The sequence below is a fragment of the Helicobacter pylori genome (genome assembly GCF_030062585.1).
GTDB lineage: Bacteria > Campylobacterota > Campylobacteria > Campylobacterales > Helicobacteraceae > Helicobacter > Helicobacter pylori_CN.
Map to the genome: position 1 here is coordinate 901449 of NZ_CP071935.1, position 23923 is coordinate 925371.

At 39.0% G+C, this 23923-nt stretch carries 22 protein-coding genes, 1 tRNA gene and 1 pseudogene; 7 read left to right on the forward strand and 17 right to left on the reverse strand.

The features are described 5' to 3' along the window. Positions 1–84 precede the first annotated feature (84 nt). From J5F42_RS04230 to J5F42_RS04240, 3 genes are all read right to left on the reverse strand, one after another. Positions 85–861, reverse strand: coding sequence for a DUF3943 domain-containing protein (locus J5F42_RS04230; RefSeq protein ID WP_240444467.1), 777 nt, complete (start codon positions 859–861; stop codon positions 85–87). 149 nt (positions 862–1010) lie between these two features. Beyond that, positions 1011–2045, reverse strand: coding sequence for a bifunctional 3,4-dihydroxy-2-butanone 4-phosphate synthase/GTP cyclohydrolase II (locus J5F42_RS04235; RefSeq protein ID WP_097714186.1), 1035 nt, complete (start codon positions 2043–2045; stop codon positions 1011–1013). A gap of 192 nt (positions 2046–2237) precedes the next feature. Next, entirely contained in the window at positions 2238–3089 is an 852-nt protein-coding gene (locus tag J5F42_RS04240; RefSeq protein WP_283491126.1) for a glycosyltransferase family 25 protein, read from the reverse strand. A gap of 81 nt (positions 3090–3170) precedes the next feature. On the opposite strand from J5F42_RS04240, the gene J5F42_RS04245 reads away from it, so the two are divergent. Beyond that, positions 3171–3791, forward strand: coding sequence for a M48 family metallopeptidase (locus tag J5F42_RS04245; RefSeq protein ID WP_283491127.1), 621 nt, complete (start codon positions 3171–3173; stop codon positions 3789–3791). A 10-nt stretch (positions 3792–3801) separates the two neighbouring features. Here the strand turns inward: J5F42_RS04245 and J5F42_RS04250 are convergent, their stop codons facing one another. The 5 genes from J5F42_RS04250 to J5F42_RS04270 all read right to left on the reverse strand — a co-directional run bounded on the left by J5F42_RS04250 (position 3802) and on the right by J5F42_RS04270 (position 8233). Continuing rightward, entirely contained in the window at positions 3802–6180 is a 2379-nt protein-coding gene (locus J5F42_RS04250) for a TonB-dependent receptor family protein (RefSeq protein ID WP_283491128.1), read from the reverse strand. 213 nt (positions 6181–6393) lie between these two features. Beyond that, positions 6394–6750, reverse strand: a complete 357-nt coding sequence (gene acpS, locus J5F42_RS04255) for a holo-ACP synthase (protein WP_283491129.1) — start codon at positions 6748–6750, stop codon at positions 6394–6396. A gap of 6 nt (positions 6751–6756) precedes the next feature. After that, on the reverse strand, positions 6757–7308 hold the full coding sequence (fliL, locus tag J5F42_RS04260) for a flagellar basal body-associated protein FliL (RefSeq protein WP_000797032.1): 552 nt from the start codon (positions 7306–7308) through the stop codon (positions 6757–6759). An 8-nt stretch (positions 7309–7316) separates the two neighbouring features. Beyond that, positions 7317–7919 (reverse strand): 16S rRNA (guanine(966)-N(2))-methyltransferase RsmD, encoded by a 603-nt coding sequence (rsmD, locus tag J5F42_RS04265; RefSeq protein WP_097699567.1) that lies wholly within the window; start codon positions 7917–7919, stop codon positions 7317–7319. After that, positions 7898–8233, reverse strand: a complete 336-nt coding sequence (locus J5F42_RS04270) for a dihydroneopterin aldolase (protein WP_078257255.1) — start codon at positions 8231–8233, stop codon at positions 7898–7900. Before J5F42_RS04270 ends, rsmD begins: the two co-directional genes overlap by 22 nt. A gap of 107 nt (positions 8234–8340) precedes the next feature. Between J5F42_RS04270 and J5F42_RS04275 the strand changes: the two are divergent. The 4 genes and pseudogenes from J5F42_RS04275 to thiE all read left to right on the forward strand — a co-directional run. After that, positions 8341–11226, forward strand: a pseudogene (locus tag J5F42_RS04275) (HsdR family type I site-specific deoxyribonuclease); the annotation flags it as partial. 87 nt (positions 11227–11313) lie between these two features. After that, positions 11314–12093 (forward strand): hydroxyethylthiazole kinase, encoded by a 780-nt coding sequence (gene thiM / locus J5F42_RS04280; protein ID WP_283491130.1) that lies wholly within the window; start codon positions 11314–11316, stop codon positions 12091–12093. After that, complete coding sequence (gene thiD / locus J5F42_RS04285) at positions 12090–12899, forward strand: bifunctional hydroxymethylpyrimidine kinase/phosphomethylpyrimidine kinase (RefSeq protein ID WP_198932015.1); 810 nt, start codon at positions 12090–12092, stop codon at positions 12897–12899. The genes thiM and thiD overlap by 4 nt, the downstream gene beginning before the upstream one ends. Beyond that, a complete protein-coding gene (thiE, locus tag J5F42_RS04290; RefSeq protein ID WP_097699570.1) occupies positions 12892–13551 on the forward strand; it encodes a thiamine phosphate synthase in 660 nt (219 codons plus the stop codon). The genes thiD and thiE overlap by 8 nt, the downstream gene beginning before the upstream one ends. A gap of 8 nt (positions 13552–13559) precedes the next feature. Here thiE and J5F42_RS04295 read toward each other — a convergent pair whose 3' ends face one another. From J5F42_RS04295 to der, 9 genes are all read right to left on the reverse strand, one after another. Beyond that, a complete protein-coding gene (locus tag J5F42_RS04295) occupies positions 13560–14297 on the reverse strand; it encodes a hypothetical protein (RefSeq protein ID WP_097699571.1) in 738 nt (245 codons plus the stop codon). Next, complete coding sequence (gene coaBC, locus J5F42_RS04300; protein ID WP_097699572.1) at positions 14297–15574, reverse strand: bifunctional phosphopantothenoylcysteine decarboxylase/phosphopantothenate--cysteine ligase CoaBC; 1278 nt, start codon at positions 15572–15574, stop codon at positions 14297–14299. Before coaBC ends, J5F42_RS04295 begins: the two co-directional genes overlap by 1 nt. Further along, a complete protein-coding gene (pseB, locus tag J5F42_RS04305) occupies positions 15571–16554 on the reverse strand; it encodes a UDP-N-acetylglucosamine 4,6-dehydratase (inverting) (RefSeq protein WP_283491607.1) in 984 nt (327 codons plus the stop codon). Before pseB ends, coaBC begins: the two co-directional genes overlap by 4 nt. A 21-nt stretch (positions 16555–16575) precedes the next feature. Then, on the reverse strand, positions 16576–18339 hold the full coding sequence (locus J5F42_RS04310; RefSeq protein WP_283491131.1) for an OmpP1/FadL family transporter: 1764 nt from the start codon (positions 18337–18339) through the stop codon (positions 16576–16578). Then, on the reverse strand, positions 18336–18953 hold the full coding sequence (locus J5F42_RS04315) for an HP0838 family lipoprotein (RefSeq protein ID WP_001268509.1): 618 nt from the start codon (positions 18951–18953) through the stop codon (positions 18336–18338). The genes J5F42_RS04310 and J5F42_RS04315 overlap by 4 nt, the downstream gene beginning before the upstream one ends. A gap of 19 nt (positions 18954–18972) precedes the next feature. Beyond that, a complete protein-coding gene (locus J5F42_RS04320) occupies positions 18973–19578 on the reverse strand; it encodes an LPP20 family lipoprotein (RefSeq protein ID WP_001236581.1) in 606 nt (201 codons plus the stop codon). Between the two features lie 569 nt (positions 19579–20147). Continuing rightward, a tRNA-Arg gene (locus J5F42_RS04325) sits at positions 20148–20224 on the reverse strand. Between the two features lie 60 nt (positions 20225–20284). Further along, positions 20285–20569, reverse strand: a complete 285-nt coding sequence (locus J5F42_RS04330; RefSeq protein ID WP_283491132.1) for an HU family DNA-binding protein — start codon at positions 20567–20569, stop codon at positions 20285–20287. Positions 20570–20710: 141 nt separating this feature from the next. Continuing rightward, entirely contained in the window at positions 20711–22099 is a 1389-nt protein-coding gene (gene der, locus J5F42_RS04335) for a ribosome biogenesis GTPase Der (protein ID WP_283491133.1), read from the reverse strand. A gap of 76 nt (positions 22100–22175) precedes the next feature. Here der and J5F42_RS04340 point away from each other — a divergent pair, with 76 nt between their 5' ends. Then, a complete protein-coding gene (locus J5F42_RS04340; RefSeq protein WP_077657852.1) occupies positions 22176–23048 on the forward strand; it encodes a hypothetical protein in 873 nt (290 codons plus the stop codon). A gap of 86 nt (positions 23049–23134) precedes the next feature. Beyond that, positions 23135–23923, forward strand: a complete 789-nt coding sequence (locus J5F42_RS04345; protein WP_078286591.1) for a spermidine synthase — start codon at positions 23135–23137, stop codon at positions 23921–23923.

Consider the following 23923-nt stretch of genomic DNA (forward strand, 5'->3'; position numbering starts at 1 on the left):
ACTCCTAAAATTAGTTTTAAAACGCGTCTTTTAAAAAAAGGTATTCTATCAAAACTCTTTATAATTTTCTTAAATTTTAAATTCTTAAAATTTGTAGGTTAAATTCAAACCATTGGGGCTTAAGCTAGAACGGATTTCATGTTTATTATAAATCCCTAAAGCTTCCCCAAGCCCTAAATCCCTAATGATAAAACCGATAGGATCCATAAGAGCGATAACTAAACGCCCTAAAAATAAAGAGCCAAAAAGCTTGCCTTCATTGCGTTGGATATAGCGCGTGAGCTGGTAAAACCCTTCCCCTAAAATGGAGCCTAATAAAGGCGTGATCACCAAATCCTGCCAGCTAGGCACTTCCACAAACGCTTCCAAGCCATATTCCCAAAAAAGCGTGGAAGTGATAAAAGAAAAAAACGCTGATGCCATCCAGCCAAACCCAGCCATGCGCGGTTGCATATAATACATAGCCCCAAAATAAGGGTGCAAAATTTCATTGAAAATAAAACTATCGTTGTCCAGTTTTGGCCCCATGCGGACATTTTCAAACCAACTTTTGATCCCAAACTTTTCTCTATCCCAATTCGTTACGCTCTCTGGCATGAGATACAACCCTACAATCCCTATCACCAACGACACGCCCAAAATCCCTATGCTCGTGCCTAAATATTTCCAACGGCTATTTGGGGCATAAGGGATCGTGTTGCTCTTTTTAAACTTCTTTTTAAAGTGTTGCCAAATAAGATTTTTAGGGCTTCGTTTGAGCGTTTCTTCTAATTGAATGCTGTTAGCGTTTAAAAAACTACAGCCTAACCCCCAAATAATAACGCAAACTACCCAAATCTTTTGGAAGGTTTTTAGGAATATTTTCAATAATATTTTTAGGAATGTTTTTAATGAAATCAGCATAAACTCTATTATTACTCTCATCAGGTTGCAAACTTTATTGCTTGACTTAAAAAGAGTTTATTATATCTTAAAAACATTACAACACATTCAATAAAACTTAACAAGCCTCAAAGGCTAATCGTTTCTACAAGCTTAAGCCCAAACCCGCTCAAAGCCTTATACTGCCTGTCTTCACAAGAGCTTAAAAGCCTGAAATCCTTTATCCCTAAATTTTTTAACACCAACGCCCCGATCCCAAAATCTTTAACGATATTGTTTTCTTTAGAATGGGTGTTCATAAAGATCAAATAACCCCCTTCGCACTTCAAATATTCTAACGCTTTAAAAAACGCTTCAAACGCATCAGTCGTTAAAAAATCAAAATCCTCTTTGATAGGGTGGAAACGCACTAAAGGGGCTAAATCGTTGGGTTTTGTGCCTTTAAACTTAAAAGCGTAATGGTTTTTTTGCTGGTGGTCTAAAAAAGTGTAGCATTGCGTTTGGTGTTTTAAAAATTCCCTCTCTTCTTGGCAAAACATTTTCAGCAAACTTTCATTTTCCAAACGATAGCTAATCAAATCAGAGACATAGAGGGTTTTAAGGTTATGTTTAATGGCGAAATCGCTCAAAAATTTATCCCCTCTCCTCGCCATAGAGCCGTCTTCTTTCATGATTTCACAAATCACGCTCACGGGCTTTAATCCGGCTAATTTGCATAAATCCACGCTCGCTTCCGTATGGCCCGTGCGCGCTAACACGCCTCCATCTTTTGCAATCAAAGGGAAAATATGCCCCGGACGCACAAAATCGCTCGGTTTGGTGGTGTCTTTACACAACAATTCAATCGTCAAATGCCTTTCAAAAGCAGAAATCCCAGTTTTGGCTTCTTTAGCGTCAATGGAAACCGTGAAAGCGGTCTCATGGTTAGAATCATTCACGCTAACCATAGGGGGTAATTCAAATTTTTTCGCTAAATCTTTAGTTAAAGACACGCAAATCAACCCCCTAGCATGCGTGGCCATGAAATTGATTTTCTCAGGGGTAGAAAAAATCCCAGCTAAAACCAAATCCCCCTCATTTTCTCTGTCTTCATCATCCATAACAATAAGCATTTCGCCATTTTTATATGCTTCTAAAGCTTCAGTAACTCGTTTTAAGATCATTCTAACTCCCTAGTTTTATTCAATAATATTGAGTTTTATAAAAAAAAGAAATATAGCATGTTTAATAACGATTATTACTTTATTGCTTTATTTAGATACAAACCGCTAAGCCTTTAAATCAATTGAATGAAACTCCCCCTATCATGCAAGAAATACTAAAAGACTTATTCTAATGTTTGCAAAGCCTAATGATTAGTTTTTTCTAATGATTAATTTTGGGCTATACCTAAAAACTTTATCCAAGATTTTAACCGAGCTTTTATGCAAAAAACGGCCAATCCTAATACTTAAAGGTAATTTTTTAGGCCTTTGTTTTTCTGTGTTGGAGTTTTGAGCATTCATCCCGTCGCAAGCAATCGCAAATTCTTCTAACACATAGTTTTTGACCCCATGCCAATAATGCCTATCCATCACGCAATCTATAGGCATCACCCATTCTTTCGCGCTGTATTTCAATAATTTTTGTGCGGCTTTGGGGGCTAAAACATACCCTTGAGTGCCAATGCCATCTTTAAAATTTAAGATTTGAGAAACCCCTTTAACGGGAGTTTTTTGTTTAGCCACATTTTCTTCTAAATGCATCAAACGGATATAGCCTAATTCGTTGATGTGTTGGTAACAAAACTCTAGGCTCTCTTTAAAACGCTCTTTTATAATAATATCATCTTCTAAAATACAGATCGCTTCATTAAGCTCTATGCATTTTTGCCACAAGGAATAATGGCTCGCATAGCACCCAAGCTCCCCAAACCCCATCCTCTTCCCGCAATGCTTGATCGCGTAAAAGAAATTTTTTAACGCGCAAAGGGGATGTTTTTCATTTTCACAAAAAGCCAATAAATCTTCAACCACAAAAGAAGGGTGCAAATGCTCTAAAATCAAGGGGTGTAATTGAGTGGGAGAGATTTTAGAATAGATCGCATCAAAAATTTCATAAGAGATCCCTTGAAGTTTAAGGCTCTCTAAAAGGGGGGTTATATGAGTTTCTTTTAAAGAAAAATTGTGACAGGTTTTGGGGCTTAAATGAATAATAAAAACACGCATGTTAGCCTTAATTCTTAATACAAATAAAATCAATATCAAACAGACTTACATTCTAGCGCAAATTTTAGTAAAATACGCATCATGTTAGATGATATTCCTATTACCATTCAAAAAAGTAAAAAAATCAAAACCCTGAGCTTGAATATCACGCCTTCTTTAGAAGTGATTCTCAAAATGCCCAATTCTTGTTCTCAAGCTAGAGCGAGCGCTTTTTTAAAAGAACAAGAAGCTTGGCTAAAAAAAACCTTTTTAAGCATGCAAGAAAAACACTCCCTTTTACACTTGCGCCTAGAAACCTATCAAAACAAAATCCTTGTGTTTGATGAGGTGAGAAACGCCAACGATTACACCCTAACAGATCTTAAAAAAATCTTAAAAACTTATTTGGAGCAAAAACTCCCTTTGATCGCTCAAAAAATGCAAACTTCATACACCCATTTTGGCATTAGAAACAACGCTAAAGTTTTAGGGAGCTGCTCTTATCATAACCGCTTGAGTTTTGCATTATTATTGGTTTGCGCTAAAAAAGAAGCGATTGATTATGTCATCATCCATGAGCTAGCCCACACGATCCACAAAAACCATTCCAAAAATTTTTGGCGTTGCGTTCAAATCTTTTGCCCTAATTACCGCGCTCTAAGGGAGCGTTTAAAACAAAGGGTTGTTTTTTATACCCAACTGCTTAAGCAACTACAACCCTAAAGATTAAGCCTTAAAAATGATAGCTCACATACGCTGTGATGCTTCTAGGAGGTGCGGATTCTTTCCCGTTAGGGCTAGTGCCTATCCCACTAAACCAGTATTTCATGTTAAAAATGTTATTGATTTGCAAGCTCGCATGAACGCTTTGATTTTTGCGTTCCCACAAAGCACTAGAAATTTGCAAATTCCACACCCAATACCACGGCGTCATGCCCGCTGTTTTGGTGGTAATGGCCCCGTTTTTAATCGTGGGCGCGTATTCTGTGAAAGGCACGGTGTTTAACACATCGCTATAAGCGCGGCTATAAAAGAAAGAGCTCAACCCAATCGTGGTTTTAGCGTAAGTGTAACTCGCGTCTAAAATGAATTGGTGCGGGCTGACAAAAGGGAGTTTTTTGCCAAAAATATCTTTTTTAGGCCCTTTAGGATTAGCAGGGTTAGTAACCATCGTGTGGCTGGTGATATTAGCGTCTATAAAAGTGTAAGCCGCATGGAAATTAAGTCCCCTAATCGGTGTGTAATACAACTCTAGCTCCACGCCTTGCGATCTCGCATTGACCGGCTCTTTATTATCCCCATAGCGCCCGGTAAAATAATGATTCGCAAAAATCACAAAATAATTCGCGTTAAAACTCACTTGATTGTTGAAATAATATCTTGAGCCGCCTTCCATGACATTAAAGATTTGAAAATAATCCGTGCTTGTGCCTGTAAAATTACCAATATTGCTGAATTGGGGCGGGATATAGCTTCTTTGATAGTTGAAATAAAACAACCAATCCTTAATGGGTTTATAACCGACATTCACTGCTGGATTCCATTGGTTATAACGATCTTTAATGGTTTTTCCTGTTTGGCCTGCTTTAAAAGGGGGAGCGTCTTTTTTTTCGTAATTTAAAAAAGTGTATCTCAATCCTGGCGTGATCGTTAGCATGCCGTCATTGAAATTGATTTCATCGCTGGCATACACAGCGGTATAATTGTTGAAATTATTGAGTGAAGTTCCTGCATCAAACCCACTGCCATTATTAGGCACGCTAGGGTTTTTCCTGGTGGTGGATCGGCGGTATAAATCTTCAGTTAAAAACCGCATTCCCATATTAAAAGTTTGTTTGACTTTACCGGTATTGATTACGAGATTGAGTTTTGGCTCAAATGCATTCACCACGAAGCGGCGGATATTGTCATAAAATTGCCAACAAGGGCTATTCGTATCGCTATAAGAATACAAACCGCAATTAGGGTTAGTCGCGCTAATTTCTCCCTTGCCTTTAAAGGGTAAAATCTTATTTTGACTGCTCATATACACGCTTTGGTATTGGTTAGAGAAGCCAAAATCCCTGCTCATGTCATGCGTGAAATAAGTGAATTTAAAATCGCCCCCCACTTTCCTATCCGGATCGCCAAAGTAGTTTTGATACACGATCCCAAAGCGCTTGGCTCGCCCTCCATCTTGATTGTCATGGCGCTCGTTGATGAAGCGGTTATAGGCGTAATCTTGCGCGCTCAAAGTGCCTGGATGGTAAGAATTGTATTGATAATACTGGTAATAAGCTTTAAAAGTATTGGTCGCATTAATATTATAAATCGCATCCAACAAGTAGTTTTGCACCTTTGTAGGGCTATTTTGCCTGAAACCTTGCCCATTAATCCAATTGCCTTGGGCGCTAATTCCTATATACTTACCCAACATCCCGGCCGTTCGCCCATAAGTGTTAAACAGCATTTGGTTTCCTAAAGTTTGGGCTAAGGGCTTGCCTTTTTCTTTGGGATCTACAAAATTCCCATTAGAGGAGCGCCCCCAAAAAGTGATCCTTTCAGCCGCTTGATTTTCCCATTCTTTTGGGATTTCTTTAGTGATAACATTCACCACGCCTCCAAAAGTGTTAGGGCCGTATTGCACACTCGTGCCCCCTTTAATTACATCAATCCTATCCACTGACTGGAAAGTTACAGGGAAAATCGCCAGTTCAATATTAGAATACGGCGCGCCATAAATGGGGATACCATTGACTAAAATCATGCCCGTATTGCTATGCCCGTTACCGCCCCCACCAAAACCGCGCACCGAAATTTTAGGCAGCACGCCCGTGCCTGTAGCGTCTCTGATTTGAATCCCTGGCACATTTTGCAAGGCGTTTTCAATATTCAAATTCCCCGTTTTTTTGAGTTCCTTGTTGGAAATCACCGTGCGAGAACTTGTGGAATTGCGCACCTCTTCGCTTTGCCATGAAAGCGGCGCGCTGGAACTGAATTTTTGCTCGGTGGTTGTAACTTTTTTTAAAAAATGGTGCTTATCTTTTGCGATCATAAAAGAACTAAAAGTCCAAAAAGTCAAAGTGTATAACGCTAAAAAATACGGGGTTTTTACCCTCAAATAACCATTCATTATGATAACCTTTCTCATTTAATTCAAACCGACTCATATTATAAAAATAATTATTATAATTAGCTTAAATTTTGGAGTTTGATTTTTTTATTTGTAATTTGTTATCAAAACGATTTGAAAAAGGTTTTTTGCGTTTTTTATTTTTTTGCAAACAGCCACTAAGCGTTTTTTTTAAAAACAGAATGTTATAGGAGTTTTAGAATGCGTTATTTATCAATTTGACGAAGAAACCATCACAACCGCTATCGCAAAACCAGCGTCATGGCTGATGCTTGCGCTCAAGCTTTGGATGTTAAAATAATCCATTTTTTCTTTGGAAAGGGTGATTAAGGGGGCGTTTTTAGGGCTTTTAGAAATACGCATATCTAAAAAGCTCAATTCCTTACCAATGCCTACTTGAAGGGCTTTAGAGCAAGCTTCTTTGAGTGCGAAAAACCCGGCGATACTGCTAAATTTATCCTTGCATAAAACGATCTCACTTGGGGATAAAAAACGCTCTAAAAACCTCATTTCAAAGCGTTTCATGCACTTTTCTATCCTAGCAATAGAGACAATATCTACGCCAATCATTTAAAATTATTGAATAATGAAATCAGTGAAAAAGACATTTTTAATAAAGCCATCAATCAAAAACGAATTCAAGTGGCTCTTAATCTCGTCTTTAAGCTTGTTTTTGCCTTTGTTAGTAACCACTTCTTCCACGCTTTTAGACGATAGAATTTCTATAATCGTGTCCTTAATCGCTGTGTCTTTAACCTTGACTTCATTCAAAAGCTTTTCATTACTCAATTCTAACGAAATAGAAGCCTTAAGGTAGCGTCGACCATTTTGAGAGACCAAATTCACCGCAAAAGGTGCATCAATCGCATACAAAGGCCCAAGCACTAAATATTGTTGGATATTAGAGCCTTCTTTGGCTTCTTGATTCTTGTTCGCCATAGGATTGGCTTGAACTTCTTGGGTGTTTTTAGAAGCGTTTTCTTTAGATTCTTCCTTATTCCCCATGAGCAACATGATAATCACCCCCACCAATAAAAGCATCACTAACACGCTTCCAATAATAACAAATAAAAGGGCTTTGCTTTTTTTTTGGGGTTGTTGCGCGGTATTTTCTTGTTCTTCTGCCATGCCTATTCCTATTGAAAATAAGTTAAAGTGGTTTTCCCGAATTTTTTCTGTTTGATTATAGCTAAAGTTGTAAGACTTTTAGGCATTTCATGCAGGCTTTCATGCTCAAAAACCACTAAAAGATTTTTTGGATTAGAGCGTTTCAATAACCTTTCTAAAGCTTGAAAACACTTTTCATAAATCCCTAAAAACCCGCTCGTTTCAAAAGGAGGATCCAAATAAATAATATTCAAAACGCCATTTTTTAAACACAGCGTGGGCAAAAGCTTGAAAGCGTCATCTAAAAAGGTTTGAATTTCCATTTCCTTTTTCAGGCGGTTTTTAAAGAGGGCGATATTTTCTAAAAGCGTGGCATAAGCGCTTTTATTTTGCTCAAAAAACACCGCGCTTTTAGCCCCCCTACTCAAAGCCTCTAAACCCATAGAAGCACTGCCTGAAAACACTTCTATAAAATGCGCTCCTATAATTTCTGCTTGCAAGGTGTTAAAAAACGACTCTCTTACGATCGCTTTGGTGGGGCGCGTACTAGAAATGTTAGGCAAATTCAAGCCCAATCCCTTACAAGCCCCCCCAATGATCTTAAATTTTTTTACTGGCTGATGATCTGGCATAATTTTTGGGTGTATTCTTCTAATAATTGCTGGATCTTTTGCTCTTTAGAAAATTTGATTTCTTCGCATTCTTCGCAAGGTTTTTCGCTCTCTTTTAAAGCGCGATAAAAATTTTTGATATCTTCTTTCACGCTCTGTTTGGTGAAAGGCTTTCTTAAATATTCTTCTATAAAGCATAGGGGCTTATTAATCTCTAGCGTTTCATCATCGCTTAAAACAAAATCGCAAACTTCCATAGGAGAAAGACAATCGCTCAAATAAAATTCCAAACTCCTTTGAATCAACAAAGACTTGCAAGAAAGAAAAATTTTCAAAAAACCCCCTTTATCCCATCAATAGGCTTAAATTATTTCAAATTATAGCGATTCTTTCTTTTAAACACCAATATTAAATAAATAAATAAACTTAAAAAGTGTTTCATTTTATCGCGCTTTTAGAAAAACAAGGCTATGAATTCAAAAAAATCAACAATGAAAAGGAATTAAAAGACAATTTAAAAGAGCAGTTAGAAAAGCTTAATAATCATTGTTTCACGCCCAAAGAATGGGAAACTCTTTATTTTCAATTCATCGCTAATAAAAACGAGGACTATAAGGCTAAAACGAGAAAAATCCAAGAAGATCCGATTTTTAATCTCACGCTAGAGAACGGGAAAACCAAAAACATTAAAATCATTGATAAGAAAAATATCCATAGAAACGCCTTGCAAGTGATCCACCAATACAGTGCTAAAGGGAAGTATCAAAACCGCTATGATGTGAGTATCCTTGTGAATGGCTTGCCTTTAGTGCATGTGGAATTGAAAAAAAGAGGCGTAGCGATCAGAGAGGCGTTCAACCAGATCAAGCGCTATAAAAGGGATAGTTTTAGCGCTGAAGACGGGCTTTTTGAGTTCGTGCAGATTTTTGTTATCAGTAACGGCACGAGTAGTAAATACTATTCAAACACCACCAGAATAGCCCAAATTGAAAAAAACAATAAGGCCGATACTTTTGAATTCACGAATTATTGGGCGGACAGCAAGAATAATAATATTGAGGATTTAATGGATTTTGCCCAGTCGTTTTTTGCGAAGCGCAGCCTTTTGAATGTTTTAACGCGCTATTGCGTTTTCACAAGCGAAGAGGTTTTATTGGTGATGCGGCCTTATCAAATCGTGGCGGCCGAAAGGATTTTGGAAAAAATCAAAGCCACGCATGAGAGTAAAACTTATGGGAGCCAGAACGGAGGCTATATCTGGCACACGACAGGGAGCGGTAAAACCTTAACGAGCTTTAAAAGCGCGGCGTTGGCTAAAGAATTAGAAGGCATTTCAAAAGTCTTGTTTGTGGTGGACAGGAAGGATTTGGATTATCAAACCATGAAAGAATACGATAAATTCCAAAAAGATTGCGCTAATTCCAACACAAGCACTAAGATTTTAAAACAACAGCTTGAAGATTCTAGTGCTAAAATCATTATCACCACGATCCAAAAATTAGACAAATTCGTTAAAGCCCACCTTAAAGGGCATGCGATTTTTAATGAAGAAGTGGTGGTAATTTTTGATGAATGCCACAGGAGTCAGTTAGGCTCAATGCATCAAGCCATCACTAAAGCGTTTAAAAAATACCACCTTTTTGGGTTCACCGGGACACCCATTTTTGCAGCTAATTGCGATAAAAACAACCCGTTAGGCACGACAGAGCAAAAGTTTGGGAAATGCCTCCATCAATACACCATTATTGATGCGATCAGGGATAAAAACGTTTTGCCCTTTAGAGTGGAATACCACAACACCATTAAAGCTAAAGAGGGCATTATAGATAATAAGGTTAGAGCGGTTGATGAAAAAAACGCCCTTTTAGATAATAGGAGAATCAAAGAAATCACTAAATGCATTTTAGAGCGTTTCCATCAAGCCACTAAAAATAAAAAATTCAATTCCATTCTGGCATGCTCTAGCATAGAAGCGCTGAAAAAATATTATCAAGCCTTTAAAGAAGAAAAACACGACCTTAAAATCGCTACCATTTTTAGCTATAGCGCTAATGAAGAAATTGAAGCGCTAGAAGATGAAAACAATGAAAGCGCTAGTGGGCTAGACAAAAGCTCAAGGGATTTTTTAGAGGGCGCGATTGCGGATTATAACGGGATGTTTAAAACTTCTTTTGACACTTCGGATCAAAAATTCCAAAGCTATTACAAGGATCTTTCTCAAAAAATGAAAGAGCGTAAAATCGATCTTTTACTGGTGGTTAATATGTTTTTGACCGGGTTTGACGCTACTAGGCTTAACACCCTTTGGGTGGATAAAAACTTGAAATACCATGGGCTAATTCAGGCCTTTTCACGCGCAAACCGCATTTTAGATAGCGTTAAAACGCATGGGAATATCGTGTGTTTCAGGGATTTAGAGCAGGATTTGAATGATGCGCTCATGCTTTTTGGCAATAAGGACGCTAGGTCTATTGCGCTATTAAGGAAATATGAAGATTATTTGAAAGGCTACACGGATAATCATAAAGAATACGAGGGCTATGAGGGTTTGATTGGAAGGCTTTTAACCGAGTTTCCCCTAAAAGAGCCAATCATTTCAGAAAGCCAGAAAAAGGATTTTATCAAGCTTTTTGGCAAGATTTTGAAATTAGAAAATATTTTAAACAGCTTTGAAAATTTTAACAAAGACGATTACATCAACCCAAGGGATTTTCAAGACTATCAAAGCAAATACCTTGATTTTTACGATGCAATGAGGCCAGAAAAAGGGAAGGATAAAGAAGAGATTAATGATGATTTGATTTTTGAAATTGAACTCATCAAGCAAGTGGAAGTCAATATTGACTATATTTTGAATTTGATTGAAGAGTTCGCTAAAGAGCATGGGGTGGAAATTCAAGGCGTTAAAACCAAAATAGAGCCAATCATCAACTCCAGCATAGAGTTAAGGAATAAAAAAGATTTGATCATGGATTTCATTGACAAATACAACAAAGACCAGGAAGTCCATGCGTATTTTCAAGACTATATCCACCAAAAAAGAGAAGAGGAATTCCAAAATATCATAGAAGAAAACCGCTTGAATGAAGAAAAAGCCTATTCGTTCATGCAGCATGCCTTTAAGGGGGGCGAAATCAATTTCAGCGGGACAAAATTCCCTGAAATCATTGAAGAAAAACCCTCCAGGTTTGACAAAAATTCGCGCTATCAAGAGGTGAAAGAAAAAGTCGCTGCAAGCCTTTCTCGTTTTTTCCACCGCTTTTGTGATCTCACTAGTGCTATATTTAAGAAAAATGGGGTTAAAAAAGATGAGGTTAATGAAAAATAGTTCATGAACGCTTTTGTATTAAAGCTCAAAAAAAGCGCCGTTTAATGGATTTTTTGTAAAATAAAAGAAAGTTTAAGGAGGTTCGTTGTGTTGAAAGAATTACGCCAAAAACGCCCTTTAGTGCATAATATCACCAATTATGTGGTGGCGCAATTTGTGGCTAATGGTTTGTTAGCCTTAGGGGCATCGCCTTTAATGAGCGATGCGATTGATGAGATGCCAGATTTGGCAAAAATTTCTGACGCGCTCGCTATCAACATTGGCACCCTCAATGAACGCACCATTTTATGCGCTAAAGAGGCGATCAAACATTACAAGGCTTTGAACAAACCCATTGTGTTAGATCCTGTGGGGTGTTCAGCGAGCGCTCTACGCTATGACACAAGCTTAGAGCTTTTAGAAAGCGAAGGGGTTAGCGCGCTTAGGGGTAATGCTGCCGAATTAGGCTCTTTAGTGGGTATTTCTTGCGAAAGTAAGGGGTTAGATTCCAAGCATTCCGCTACGCCTGTAGAAATTGTCAAACGAGCGGCTCAAAAATATTCTGTGATAGCGGTAATGACGGGTAAAACAGATTACGTGAGCGATGGGGAAAAAGTTTTGAGCATCAGTGGTGGGAGCGAGTATTTAGCGCTCATTACTGGGGCTGGGTGTTTGCATAGTGCAGCGTGTGCGAGCTTTTTGAGTTTGAAAAAAGACCCCCTAGATTCTATGGCGCAACTTTGCGCGCTCTATAAACAAGCCGCTTTTAATGCGCAAAAAAAAGCGTTAGAAAATAACGGCTCTAATGGTTCGTTCTTGTTTTATTTTTTAGACGCTCTAAGCTTGCCCATAGAGTTAGAAAATAGCCTTATTAAGGAAGTATTGTGAAAGTTTATCCGCAAGTTTTAAGCATTGCTGGTAGCGATAGCGGTGGGGGCGCTGGGATACAGGCCGATTTGAAAGCGTTCCAAACTTTGGGCGTGTTTGGGACAAGCGTGATCACTTGCATCACCGCCCAAAACACACAGGGCGTGCATGGGGTGTATCCATTGAGTGTAGAGAGCGTGAAAGCGCAAATCCTAGCCATTAGAGATGATTTTTCTATCAAAGCGTTCAAAATGGGGGCGTTATGCAACGCTAAAATCATTGAATGCGTGGCAGACGCTTTAGAAACTTGCGATTTTGGGTTGTGCGTTTTAGATCCGGTCATGGTGGCAAAGAATGGGGCCTTGCTTTTAGAAGAAAAGGCGATTTTAAGCTTAAAAAAACGCCTTTTACCTAAAACCAATTTATTAACCCCTAACCTCCCTGAAGTCTATGCGCTCACAGGCGTTCAAGTGCGAGACGATGAAAGCGCTTCAAAAGCGATGGGTGTTTTAAGGGATTTAGGCGTTAAAAACGCTGTGATTAAAGGGGGGCATACAGAGCATTTTCAAGGGGAATTTAGCAACGATTGGGTGTTTTTAGAAGATATTGAATTTATCTTAAACGCCAAGCGTTTTAACACCAAAAACACGCATGGCACGGGTTGTGTTCTGTCTAGCTTGATTGTGGGCTTACTCGCTCAAGGGCTGGATTTAAAAAACGCTATCACAAAGGCTAAAGAGCTTTTAACTATCATCATTCAAAACCCCTTAAACATTGGGCATGGGCATGGGCCTTTGAATTTATGGAGTATTAAAAAGCTTGTTTGATGCGAATTGTTTGAAACTCATGTTTGTGGCTGGTTCGCAAGACTTCTACCACATAAAAGGCGGCAAAAACGATAGGATAAACGCGCTTTTAGAGACTTTAGAATTAGCTTTACAATCTCAAATCACAGCGTTTCAATTCCGCCAAAAAGGCGATTTAGCCTTACAAGATCCTGTTGAAATCAAACGATTAGCCCTAGAGTGTCAAAAATTATGCAAAAAATACGGTGCACCTTTTATTATTAATGATGAGGTGCGACTCGCGCTAGAATTAAAAGCTGATGGCGTGCATGTGGGGCAAGAGGACATGGCTATAGAAGAGGTAATAACTTTATGCAAAAAGCGCCTTTTTATCGGTTTGAGCGTCAATACTTTAGAGCAAGCCTTAAAAGCGCGCCATTTAGACGGCGTAGCCTATTTAGGGGTAGGCCCTATTTTCCCCACACCATCTAAAAAAGACGCTAAAGAAGTTGTAGGCGTAGAGCTTTTAAAAAAAATACACGATAGCGGGGTAAAAAAACCTCTCATAGCGATTGGGGGCATCACGATGCATAACGCTTCAAAATTGCGCGAATATGGGGGTATCGCAGTCATTAGTGCGATCACGCAAGCCAAAGATAAAGCCTTAGCAATTGAAACACTTTTAAAAAAATGAAAATTTTTCTACCCTATCGTGTCCAATAAACGCTCTTCAAAGGCAAAAAGCATGGGGGTTTTTTCGCACACAATTTCCACAAAAGAAAAGCCTAAAAGGGTGTTTTGAGCCTCTTTTAAAACCTCTTTGGTCCTTTGGAGGGTGGTTTTTAAAAAAAGTTGTTTTTCTTTTTCTTTCAAATAAATAACGCCGCCAATTTCGCCCAAGTTAGGATACAGAGCGTAAAAATCAACGCTTTGTTTTTTGGCTTTTATCTGTAAAAAGGCTTTTTTGCGTTCGTTTTCAATTACAAAGCTTAAAACCTGCGATTGCAAGCTCAAAAGCATGTTGGCTGTATTCAAAAACTCTTGCGGATTTTTAGCATGGACTAATTTTTCGCTCAAAAGTTCTTTGTATTCTTTTAAAGGGGTATTGTCTTTGGCGCTCAATATTTCTTTGATTTTTTTCATTTCAAGGGCGGGCAAATCGTCCAATCCATCTAAAATTTTTGGGGCAGGCACTAAATTTTTAAGCACAATATCGCCTAGCTGATTTCTTTGCATAGTCGCAAAATAAGGCTGATTGATTTTCAATTCCTGTTCGCTTTTGGTGGGGATAATTTTATTACCCACTTGCAAAAGAAAAAGATCTTTATCTTGTTTTTCTAAAACCTTTAAAAGAATGGGTAAAGTGGCGTTAAAATGGTGCACGGCGTTTTTGGAATGAAGGGCGTTAAGCTGGTTTAGGGCGTTTAGAGCTTCTAGCATTAAAGGGCGTTGTCTTTGATAAAATCAAGGATTTTAAAGCTCGCTTCTAATTTGTTCATGGAAGGGATTTTTTGGGTTTTTTTATGGCTAAAGAGCCACAATTCATTTTCTAATGAGCCAAAAGGGCGTGAATCTTTAATGAGATTCAAAGCGGCCATGGAGCAATCCTTGCCGTTATCTTGAGAAGGTTTTAAAAGATTTTGAGCGTTTTTGATAGCGTTTTGTTGATCGTCTTCAGCTTTAAAACCGATTTTAACGAATTGATTAGGATTGATAGAAGCCAGTAAATCCTTATTTTGAACGCATTCAATGTTTAGGGTTTCGCCGATTTCGCTTTTTTTAAGCTTATGGTTAAAAGAAGTTTTAGGCACATAATCGCTAATGGCGGCTAAATTGAAGAGCAGGGGTTTTAAAGCATGCTTTTGCAAGTTGTTAGCGGCGTTATTCAGGGCGTTTTCATAAGAAGCGGTGTCGCTGACTAAAACGCTTGCGATTCCTTTAGGCAAAGGAGTGGGGAAGCTTGATGCAATCAAAGTTACTTTGGCTCCCTTAAAATATAACGCTAGGGCTAACGCGCTCGCTTGGATCCCGCTAGAAAGATTGCTAATAACTCTAACGCTGTCAATCTTTTCCACGCTCGCGCCGCCCATGATTATGACTTCTCTGTTTTCAAAATAAGCGTCTTTTAGGAGCGTTTGAGCGGCTTTAAAAAGGATTTCTAAAGGCTCAGCCATTGCCCCATCGCCTTTAGTATCGCATGCTAAAAGGCCGTTTTGGGTGTCTAAAATAATATGGTTGAAATCTTTCAAGCGTTTCAAATGGCTTTGAATGATAGGGGAATTGAGCATGTTAGTGTTCATGCTAGGGGCTAGGATTTTAGGGGAAGCGCAAGCTAAAAAAGTCGCGCTTACGATATTATCCGCTAAAGCGTGAGCGATTTTAGACAAGCTGTTAGCGCTTAAAGGGGCAAAGATGAGTAAATCAGAATTAGCAGCGCATGCGATGTGGTTATGGTGCAATGCGTTTTGGTGGTTATAATACCATTTTTCATTACGATCATGCAAGACTTTATGGTGGCTCAAGGCTTCAAAGCTTAAGGGCGTAACAAATTTTTTTGCGCCCTCACTCATCACCACTTGAACGCTAGCCCCGCTTTTAAACAACAAGCGCACTAATTCTAGGGATTTATACGCCGCAATAGAGCCGCTCACGAGCAATAAAACGCGCTTGTTTTCTAACAATCTTAAGGGGTAAAACAAATCTTCTAAAAAATTCATAATAATTTTAACAAATCATCAGGCTCTAGCCATTTGCTGTTATTATGGCTGCTGTATTCAAAATCGGGTGCGACTTTTTGGCCTTTTTCGTGGAGTTTGGTGAGCGTGTAATCTTTAGGCGTTTGGAAGCTTATGGTGGGCTGAATAATAAAAAAGTCTTCAAATTCTAGGGCTAAATGGCTTTCATCTTTAGGGATCATCACTTCATGGAGTTTTTCGCCCGGGCGAATGCCTATGATTTTAGTAGGAATATTGGGGGCTAGGGCTTTAGCGAGATCAGTCATTTTCATGCTAGGGATTTTAGGCACAAAAATTTCACCCCCATGCATTCTTTTCAAGCTTTTAAGCACAAAAGAAACCCCCTCATCTAAGGTGATCCAAAATCGTGTCATGCGAATATCGGTAATGGGGATTTCACTCGCTTTGTTTTGGACTAATTTTTTAAAAAACGGCACCACGCTCCCACGACTCCCCACTACATTACCATAACGCACCACGCCAAATTGCGTTTGAGAAGAGCCTTTGAAGTTATTCGCGCTCACAAAGAGCTTATCGCTGCACAATTTCGTCGCGCCGTAGAGGTTAATGGGGTTAGCGGCTTTATCGGTGCTTAGAGCGATGACCTGGCTCACTTCGTTTTTTAGGCATGCGTTAATCACGTTGCTCGCTCCCATGATATTGGTTTTAATGCATTCTAGGGGGTTGTATTCAGCGATAGGCACATGCTTGAGCGCGGCTGCATGGATACAAATATCCACGCCCTCTAAAGCGTAATTCAAGCGTTCTAAATCCCTGACATCGCCGATAAAAAAACGCATCCTGGGATCGTTAAATTCCATGGCCATTTCGCTTTGTTTTAATTCGTCTCGGCTATAAACGATGATTTTTTTAGCGTTGGTGGTGTCTAAAACTTTACGAACAAAACATTTGCCAAAACTCCCAGTGCCTCCGGTGATTAAAATCGTTTGGTTATCTAGCATGTTTTGATTGCTTGGCATGTTTTACCAGCGATAGCCTAAGGAAGCGCTAAAGATTCTCAATTGCCCAATGGTTGGGGATTGATACAAACTGGAGCGGTTGCTCTTAAAAGTGAAACTCCCCGCTACGCCCAAATCAAAACCTCTAAAATTGTATTTAGTCCCAAAAGCCACGGTATAGCCATTAGAATCCGGGATACCTATCGCGTCTTGGGGGCTTGGAGCTTGGTCATAATCAATAGCGCCCATTAAACGCAAGCTTTTACCCATGTAAGTTACCCCTAATCTAAAGGTGTTGGTGTCCCTCCAGCCAGCCCCCATGTTCATCACGCTTTTAAAATTCGCTAAGCCTACCATTTTTTTAAGCGTTTCAGAGTCTAGTGAAGCCACCGTTCCGCTCAAGCCCTTGTAAGTAGCGTTCGCAAAATCAGGGGTTACTAAAAATTTATTCCCTTGACTCCAAAAGGTGCGCTCAAACACCCCCTCTATTCTTAAATGGTCTTTAAAAAATTGGTGGGCGTAGGCTAGGCTTAGGGTTTGGGGGAGTGAAACATTGATATTCAAGCTGCCTTTAGTCAAAACGCTCCCTAAAGAAGGGCCAAGCTCGGTGATAGCCACTAAACCGCCTTTCATGTTGAATGTAACTGAAGAATTATACACCACAGAAAACATGCCATGATCAAACATACGCAAACTCGAACCCACTCTATAGCCCCCTGATACGCCTTGCCCGTTAGATTTTTGCACGACTTGAGTCGTGCCATAAAGATTCGCGCTCGCTTTGATTAAGCCGCTATAACCCATGATTTTTTTCAAGCCGTTATAAAACTCTTGACAGCTCTGATCGTTCATATCCCCACCGGCTTTTTGGCAATTAAGCGCCGGTTGGTAGCCAATATTGCCTAATAGAGTCATCATATTACTTGGCACTTGATCGGCAAAAACATTGTTGGGTAAATTTAAAATCTGTTCCGCGCTCAAAACCGAAGCACCCTCTAAAGGCACATAAACGGTGTTATTAAAGCTACCGGTCGCATAAAGTCCCCTTAAGCCTACGCCCACTGAAAAGCGATTATTGATAGTGTAGCTCATGCTAGGGGCAAGCTCTACCATCATGATAAACACATCATGCAAAAATTCCCCCCCTTTACCATTCCATTTCATGCCTAACCCGCTAGGAGCGGTAAAACTCCCCCCAAAAGTGAAGCCGTTATGCGTGCGCGTTTTATAAAAGAATTTGGGTAAAACAAAATTAGTCGTGCCCGTCCAGCCATTCACGATTTGAGTGTCAGGTTTTGAAGCGAGGGTTACGACTTTTTGATTGGTTAGATTCATTAGCCCTTGAACACGATTGATAGCTTGTTGCAGGCCATTGGTAGCGGCCGTATTGCCAAGTGCTTTAAGGATATTGCCAAGCCCTATAGTGTTGATGATGCCTAAAATATTTTGTTGGCTTTTATCAATTTCTAAACTCGTAACCGAATACAAGCCTTGGTTAGTCGTAGGGACTTTAAAGCTAAAGGCTGGAATGTTAATCACGGTGGTGGTCATTTCAAATTCGCTTCTGTTTTCACCCCAATCGTTAGTAAAGCCCATATTCGCCGGGTTATAAAAGGAAGCATCAGCCCCCCTAGCCCCAGCGACATACGCCGAGCCTAAAGCCGTGCCATTCAGGCTTTGCTCTTGGATTTTAAAGCCATTGGCATAAGAAAGCAAGGGCAGGCTCAAAGCGATTAAATGGCGTTTTTTGAGCTTTTTAAAACAACAAAGTGGGGAAAAGTTTTTCATTGGAGCTCGCTGTCAGCGTTTTCATTATCTTCTAAATCTTGCAAAGAAGGCTCATAGGGTTCAATCCTAATAGCAATTTTTTGCGTCAAATTTTGGAAAGAAATCAGGCCATTTTTTCTCTCATAAAGGATAATCTCCCCGCTTTTTTGAAACCTTTGGATCACGTATTCAGGGGTTAGGTGGCGCTTCCCTAAGCCTTTAAAAATATCCCTCCCTAAAACAATGTCATCAAACAAATCCCCATAGCTCACCTTGCCAAACAAATCCCTTGCAGCAATCCATTTAGCCGAACATTTTTGGCTAAAACAAATGCTTCGTTTAGTCATGTAAATATCGCCCACTTTTTGGCTGAGCTTATAAAGGGTTACTTCAGTATTGTGGTCTTTATCGGTTTTGATCGTGCCGTAATCATAAAAGCGAAAAACCGGCGTGTTAATATAAATGAGCCTGAATTGGCGCAAGGCATTCAAAGTCTCTTCTCTTTTTTTATTGGCTTCTTCTTGTCTGATTTGCTCCCTAGTTTTGGGGGTTTGCTTAGAAAAAGGGTGCTTGGAGCAAGAGACAAAAAAAAGCGTCATGAAAAATAATAAAAAAGCGTTTTTAAAATACCGCATGATTATAGAGTAAGATGGTTCATCCTCTCGCTCCGCTCAAAATACGATACCAAATCCTGCCGTCTAATTTAAGCTCCATGCTCACTTGACACAAACCGTCTTTATAGATGGTCTCAGTGATTTCAGCGTTACGAATGAGAGCATTGACTCTCGTTTTAATCACGGAATTTTGTAAAACCATGTCTTTGACGGTGTCTTGAGCGTTCACCCTAATACCATACATTTTTTCACCCAATTGGCGGTAGCCATCAACAATAGCCGCCCGCTTGGCCAAAGCCAAGGCTTGAGAGGGCGAAATGGTGGATTCTGGAGCCACACCCATGCCCACTGCGTTCAATTCAATGACATTATTAGGCGTGAGAATGGGGGTGTTAGGGATAGCGTTAGTGGGGTTAGAGCTAATGATGGGCTGATTGTTATTCTCAAAGCGTGGGCTTGGGAGAGGCTGAATGCTCTTTCTGGGGGTGAAATTGGTTGGAGGATAAATGGGGGCTTGCAAGCCATTAGCTGAAGGGGGGATTAGCTGGGCGTTAGTGTTACGCTTTTTAAAGAGACTGCAACCGCTTATCAAAAGAGTGGCGACAAGTAACGAATTAATACCAAAAAAGGCAGAGTGCAAACGCATGGGCATTTCCTTAAAATGAGTTGATCAAGTCTATTATATCATTTTTGAAGGGATTTGTCATGCGGATATTCTTACTAAGCTTATAAGGTTAGTAAGTTTTTAATTTAAAATCTAGGAGGTTATGATTCATTTTTGGCTTTCTCAATTTTTAATAGGGATAACTAAAATTTTTAAAAAAGGGATTTTAATGGCTTGATTGTATCGTTTTGAGATTTTATTTTACGATAAAACTCATTTTTTAAGTTTGATTTTTAAACTCATTTTTTTAATAAGATAGGGGTATTTTAAAAACTATTCCCCCTACAACCCTAAGCTAAAATCCCCTAAAGAGCACTTTTTTAAGAGGTTATCGCTTGCTTTTTGCAAGCTTTTTAATTGTAAAAAATGCTTTGAATATTTTTTAAATAAGATGAAAAATAAAATATTTTTTTGAGTGCTTTTTAAGGATAAGGTTAAATTTTTAAAATGATTCAAAAAGAGTTTTTAAGTTCTTTTAATTACCAACCTTTTTCATCAAAAACACAAACAACGACTATTTTAAATCCCTATGGTAGTAGAAATAGTGCGAATGGTGTCCTTGGCGGGATTCGAACCCACGACCTTACGATTAGGAATCATACGCTCTATCCAGCTGAGCTACAAGGACATTTTATTAAACAAGCAAGAAACTTACCAACTGATAAGCCCCTTGCTGAGTGGATCAGATTTATTGGCCTTCTTCAACTTTTTGTTTAAGGATTTTGCCGGGTTTGAATTTAGGCACTCGTTTGTCTTCGGTTTTATAAGTTTTATCGCTTCCTGGCACTTTACCTTCTTTGCCTTTTTGCTCTGCGGTTTCAAATTTACCAAAACCAACCAACTCCACGCTCTCACCCTTGCTTAAAGCTGTTTCTACCGCTAGAGTAAAGGCACTGATCGCTTCTTCGGCTTCTCTTTTGCTGCTGTATTTACCCGCTTCTTTAACCAAATCAATAAATTCCGCTTTGTTCATGTGGATAACCCCTTTTCTAATAGATGCTAAAACCAAGCGATTTAATCGCCTAGCTTGACTGATTGAGCGGTAATTATAATCAAATCCTAAAGATAAATCAAGCAAGAACGCTTTTTTAAGGGGGTTTAATGCATAAAAAATTTAATTTTGTTGGGCGCTCTTTTTATCTTTAGCGTTAAGGATTAAAGGCGTGCCTAAAAAATTAAATTCTTTCCTTAAGGTGTTAATCAAATAGCGTTTGTAACTGAAATGCAAGGCTTTAGGGCGATTCATGATAAGAGAGATTTGAGGGGGTTTGGTGGCAAATTGCGTGGCGTAATACACTTTCACTAATTTCCCTCCATCGCTTGGCAAGGGGTGTTTTTGGGTGGCTTGAAAAATCACGCTATTGAGCAAGCTCGTGGGAATGCGTTTGGAAAAACACTCATAGACTTCTATGATTTTATGCTTGATTTCATCAATATGACGCGCTTTTAAGCAGCTGGTTGTGATCACGGGGGCGTATTCTAAAAAGCGAAATTTCCTTTTTAAAGCCGCCATGATCTCTTCATAAGGGGCGTAGCGGATGTCCCATTTGTTTAAAATGAGAATGATGCCTAAAGAATGTTTATCCGCTAAGGAGCTGATCTTTTCGTCCAATTCCACAAAAGGAGCGCTCACGTCTAACACTAAAAGCGCGATGTGGGATTTTTCTAAGGCTTTTTGCGTGCGATCCAGCGCGTATTTTTCAATGCCTAAGATTTTACCCCTATGCCTGATGCCAGCGGTATCCACAAAGCAGATTTTTTGATCGCCTATGAGAATGGTTTCATCTATGGGGTCAATGGTCGTGCCAGCCACGCTAGAGACAAGGCTCCTTTCTTTTTTCGTGAGCGCGTTTAAGAGCGAGCTTTTGCCCACATTCACCCTCCCAATGATGCCTACTTGAATGATCTCTTCTTCTTTATTTTCTTCTAAAGCGTTATTAGGGGTTTCTAGGCTTTCTAAAATATCCGCATCCAGATCTTGCTCTATGATTTGGTTTAAATTCAGTGCACTCAATACCGCATCAATTAAAGCGCTAATGCCCCTATTGTGCGAAACGGAGATATTAAAACTCTTTGGCATGCCAAAAGAAGAAAACGCATAAGCTCGCTCTTTTTCTTTGTCGTTATCAATCTTATTGATCACTAAAAAGCAGTTAGGGTTGGTTTTAAAAACCTCTCTAAAAAGCTTAAGATCTTCATCGCTAGGGATAGACTTGCCATCCACAACATACAAAATCAAATCGCTCATTTGAGCGGCTTTTAAATTAAGGGCTTTGATTTCTTTAGACAAAAGAGCGTCTTTAGCCATGCCCCCTGTGTCTAGCAATTCCACTTCATGGCCATTTAGTGCGATTTTTCGTTTGTTAATGTCTCGTGTGGTGCCTGCAAAATCTGAAGTGATAGCGATCCTTTCTCTAGCTAAGCGGTTAAATAACGAGCTTTTCCCCACATTAGGCTGGCCTAAAATCGCAATGGTTTTTAAAGTTTTAGGGCTTGTATTCATCTTTTTTATCGCTTCAATTTAATCAAAATTAGATTACAATATTATAGTTATTTAAAGCTTAAATAAGGGTCTAGCGTTGTTTTTAGTCAAAAAAATAGGCGTGGTAGTAGTGGTTTTAATGTGCTTTTTAGCTTGCTCGCAAGAGAGGTTTATTAAGTTGCAAAAAAAAGCCCAAGAGCAAGAAAATGACGGCTCCAAACGCCCTAGCTATGTGGATTCGGATTACGAAGTCTTTAGCGAAACGATTTTTTTACAAAACATGGTGTATCAGCCTATAGAGGAAAGAAACGCTTTAGCTCAACTGACTAAAGATGAAGACAATTCTTTTAACCCTGAAACTTCTGTGATTTTATTGAATGAGCCAAGCGATAATAATGAAAAAAACCCGCCCTTATACCCAAATGATCCCAACAACAACGCTAATAATGAAAAAAGCCCGTTCCTTTACAAACCAAAAAGAAAAACAAAAAATCCAAAACTCATTGAATATTCCCAACAAGATTTCTACCCCTTAAAGGACGGGGATATTATGATGAGTAAAGAAGGGGATCAATGGTTGGTAGAAATCAAATCCAAAGCCTTGAAGCGTTTTTTAAAAGATCAAAACGATAAAGATCGCCAGATCCAAACTTTCACTTTTAATGACACTAAAACGCAAATCGCGCAATTTAAGGGCAAGATTTCTTCGTATGTTTATACCACCAATGACAGCGATTTGAGTTTAAGGCCTTTTTATGAATCGTTTTTGTTAGAAAAAAAGAGCGATAATGTTTATACGATAGAGAATAAGGCTTTAGATACCATAGAGATTTCAAAGTGTCAAATGGTGTTAAAAAAGCATTCAACCGATAAATTAGACAGCCAGCATAAAGCCATCAGTATTGATTTGGACTTTAAAAAAGAGCGCTTTAAGAGCGATACGGAACTTTTTTTAGAATGCCAAAGTTAGGGCGTTTATTACGACAATTTAGATTTTTTTGGGTAGCATGTTAGCGTTTCAAAGGCATGGATATTGTTAAAAAGTAAGGAATGTTTATGTGGATCACCCAAGAAATCACGCCGTATTTGCGTAAAGAATACACCATAGAAGCGAAATTATTAGATGTTAGAAGCGAGCATAATATCTTAGAGATTTTTAAATCTAAGGATTTTGGTGAAATTGCAATGCTTAACCGCCAGTTGCTGTTCAAGAATTTTTTGCACATTGAAAGCGAGTTGCTCGCTCATATGGGGGGTTGCACCAAGAAAGAGCTTAAAGAAGTTTTGATTGTGGATGGGTTTGATTTGGAATTAGCCCACCAGCTTTTTAAATACGACACGCATATAGATTTTGTGCAAGCGGATGAAAAGATTTTAGACAGCTTCATTAGTTTTTTTCCCCATTTCCATGAAGTGAAAAATAATAAGAATTTCACGCACGCTAAACAACTCTTAGATTTAGACATTAAAAAATACGATTTGATTCTTTGCTTGCAAGAGCCGGATATTCATAAAATAGATGGTTTAAAAAGAATGCTTAAAGAAGATGGGGTGTTTATTTCGGTAGCCAAACACCCATTATTAGAGCATGTGAGCATGCAAAACGCCCTTAAAAACATGGGCGACTTTTTTGCTGTTGCCATGCCTTTTGTAGCGCCTTTAAGGATTTTGAGCAATAAGGGTTATATTTACGCTTCTTTTAAAACCCACCCCTTAAAAGATTTAATGGCACCAAAAATAGAAGCGCTAACAAGCGTGAGATACTATAACGAAGACATTCACAGGGCTGCATTCGCTTTGCCTAAAAATTTACAAGAAGTCTTTAAAGACAATATCAAATCTTAA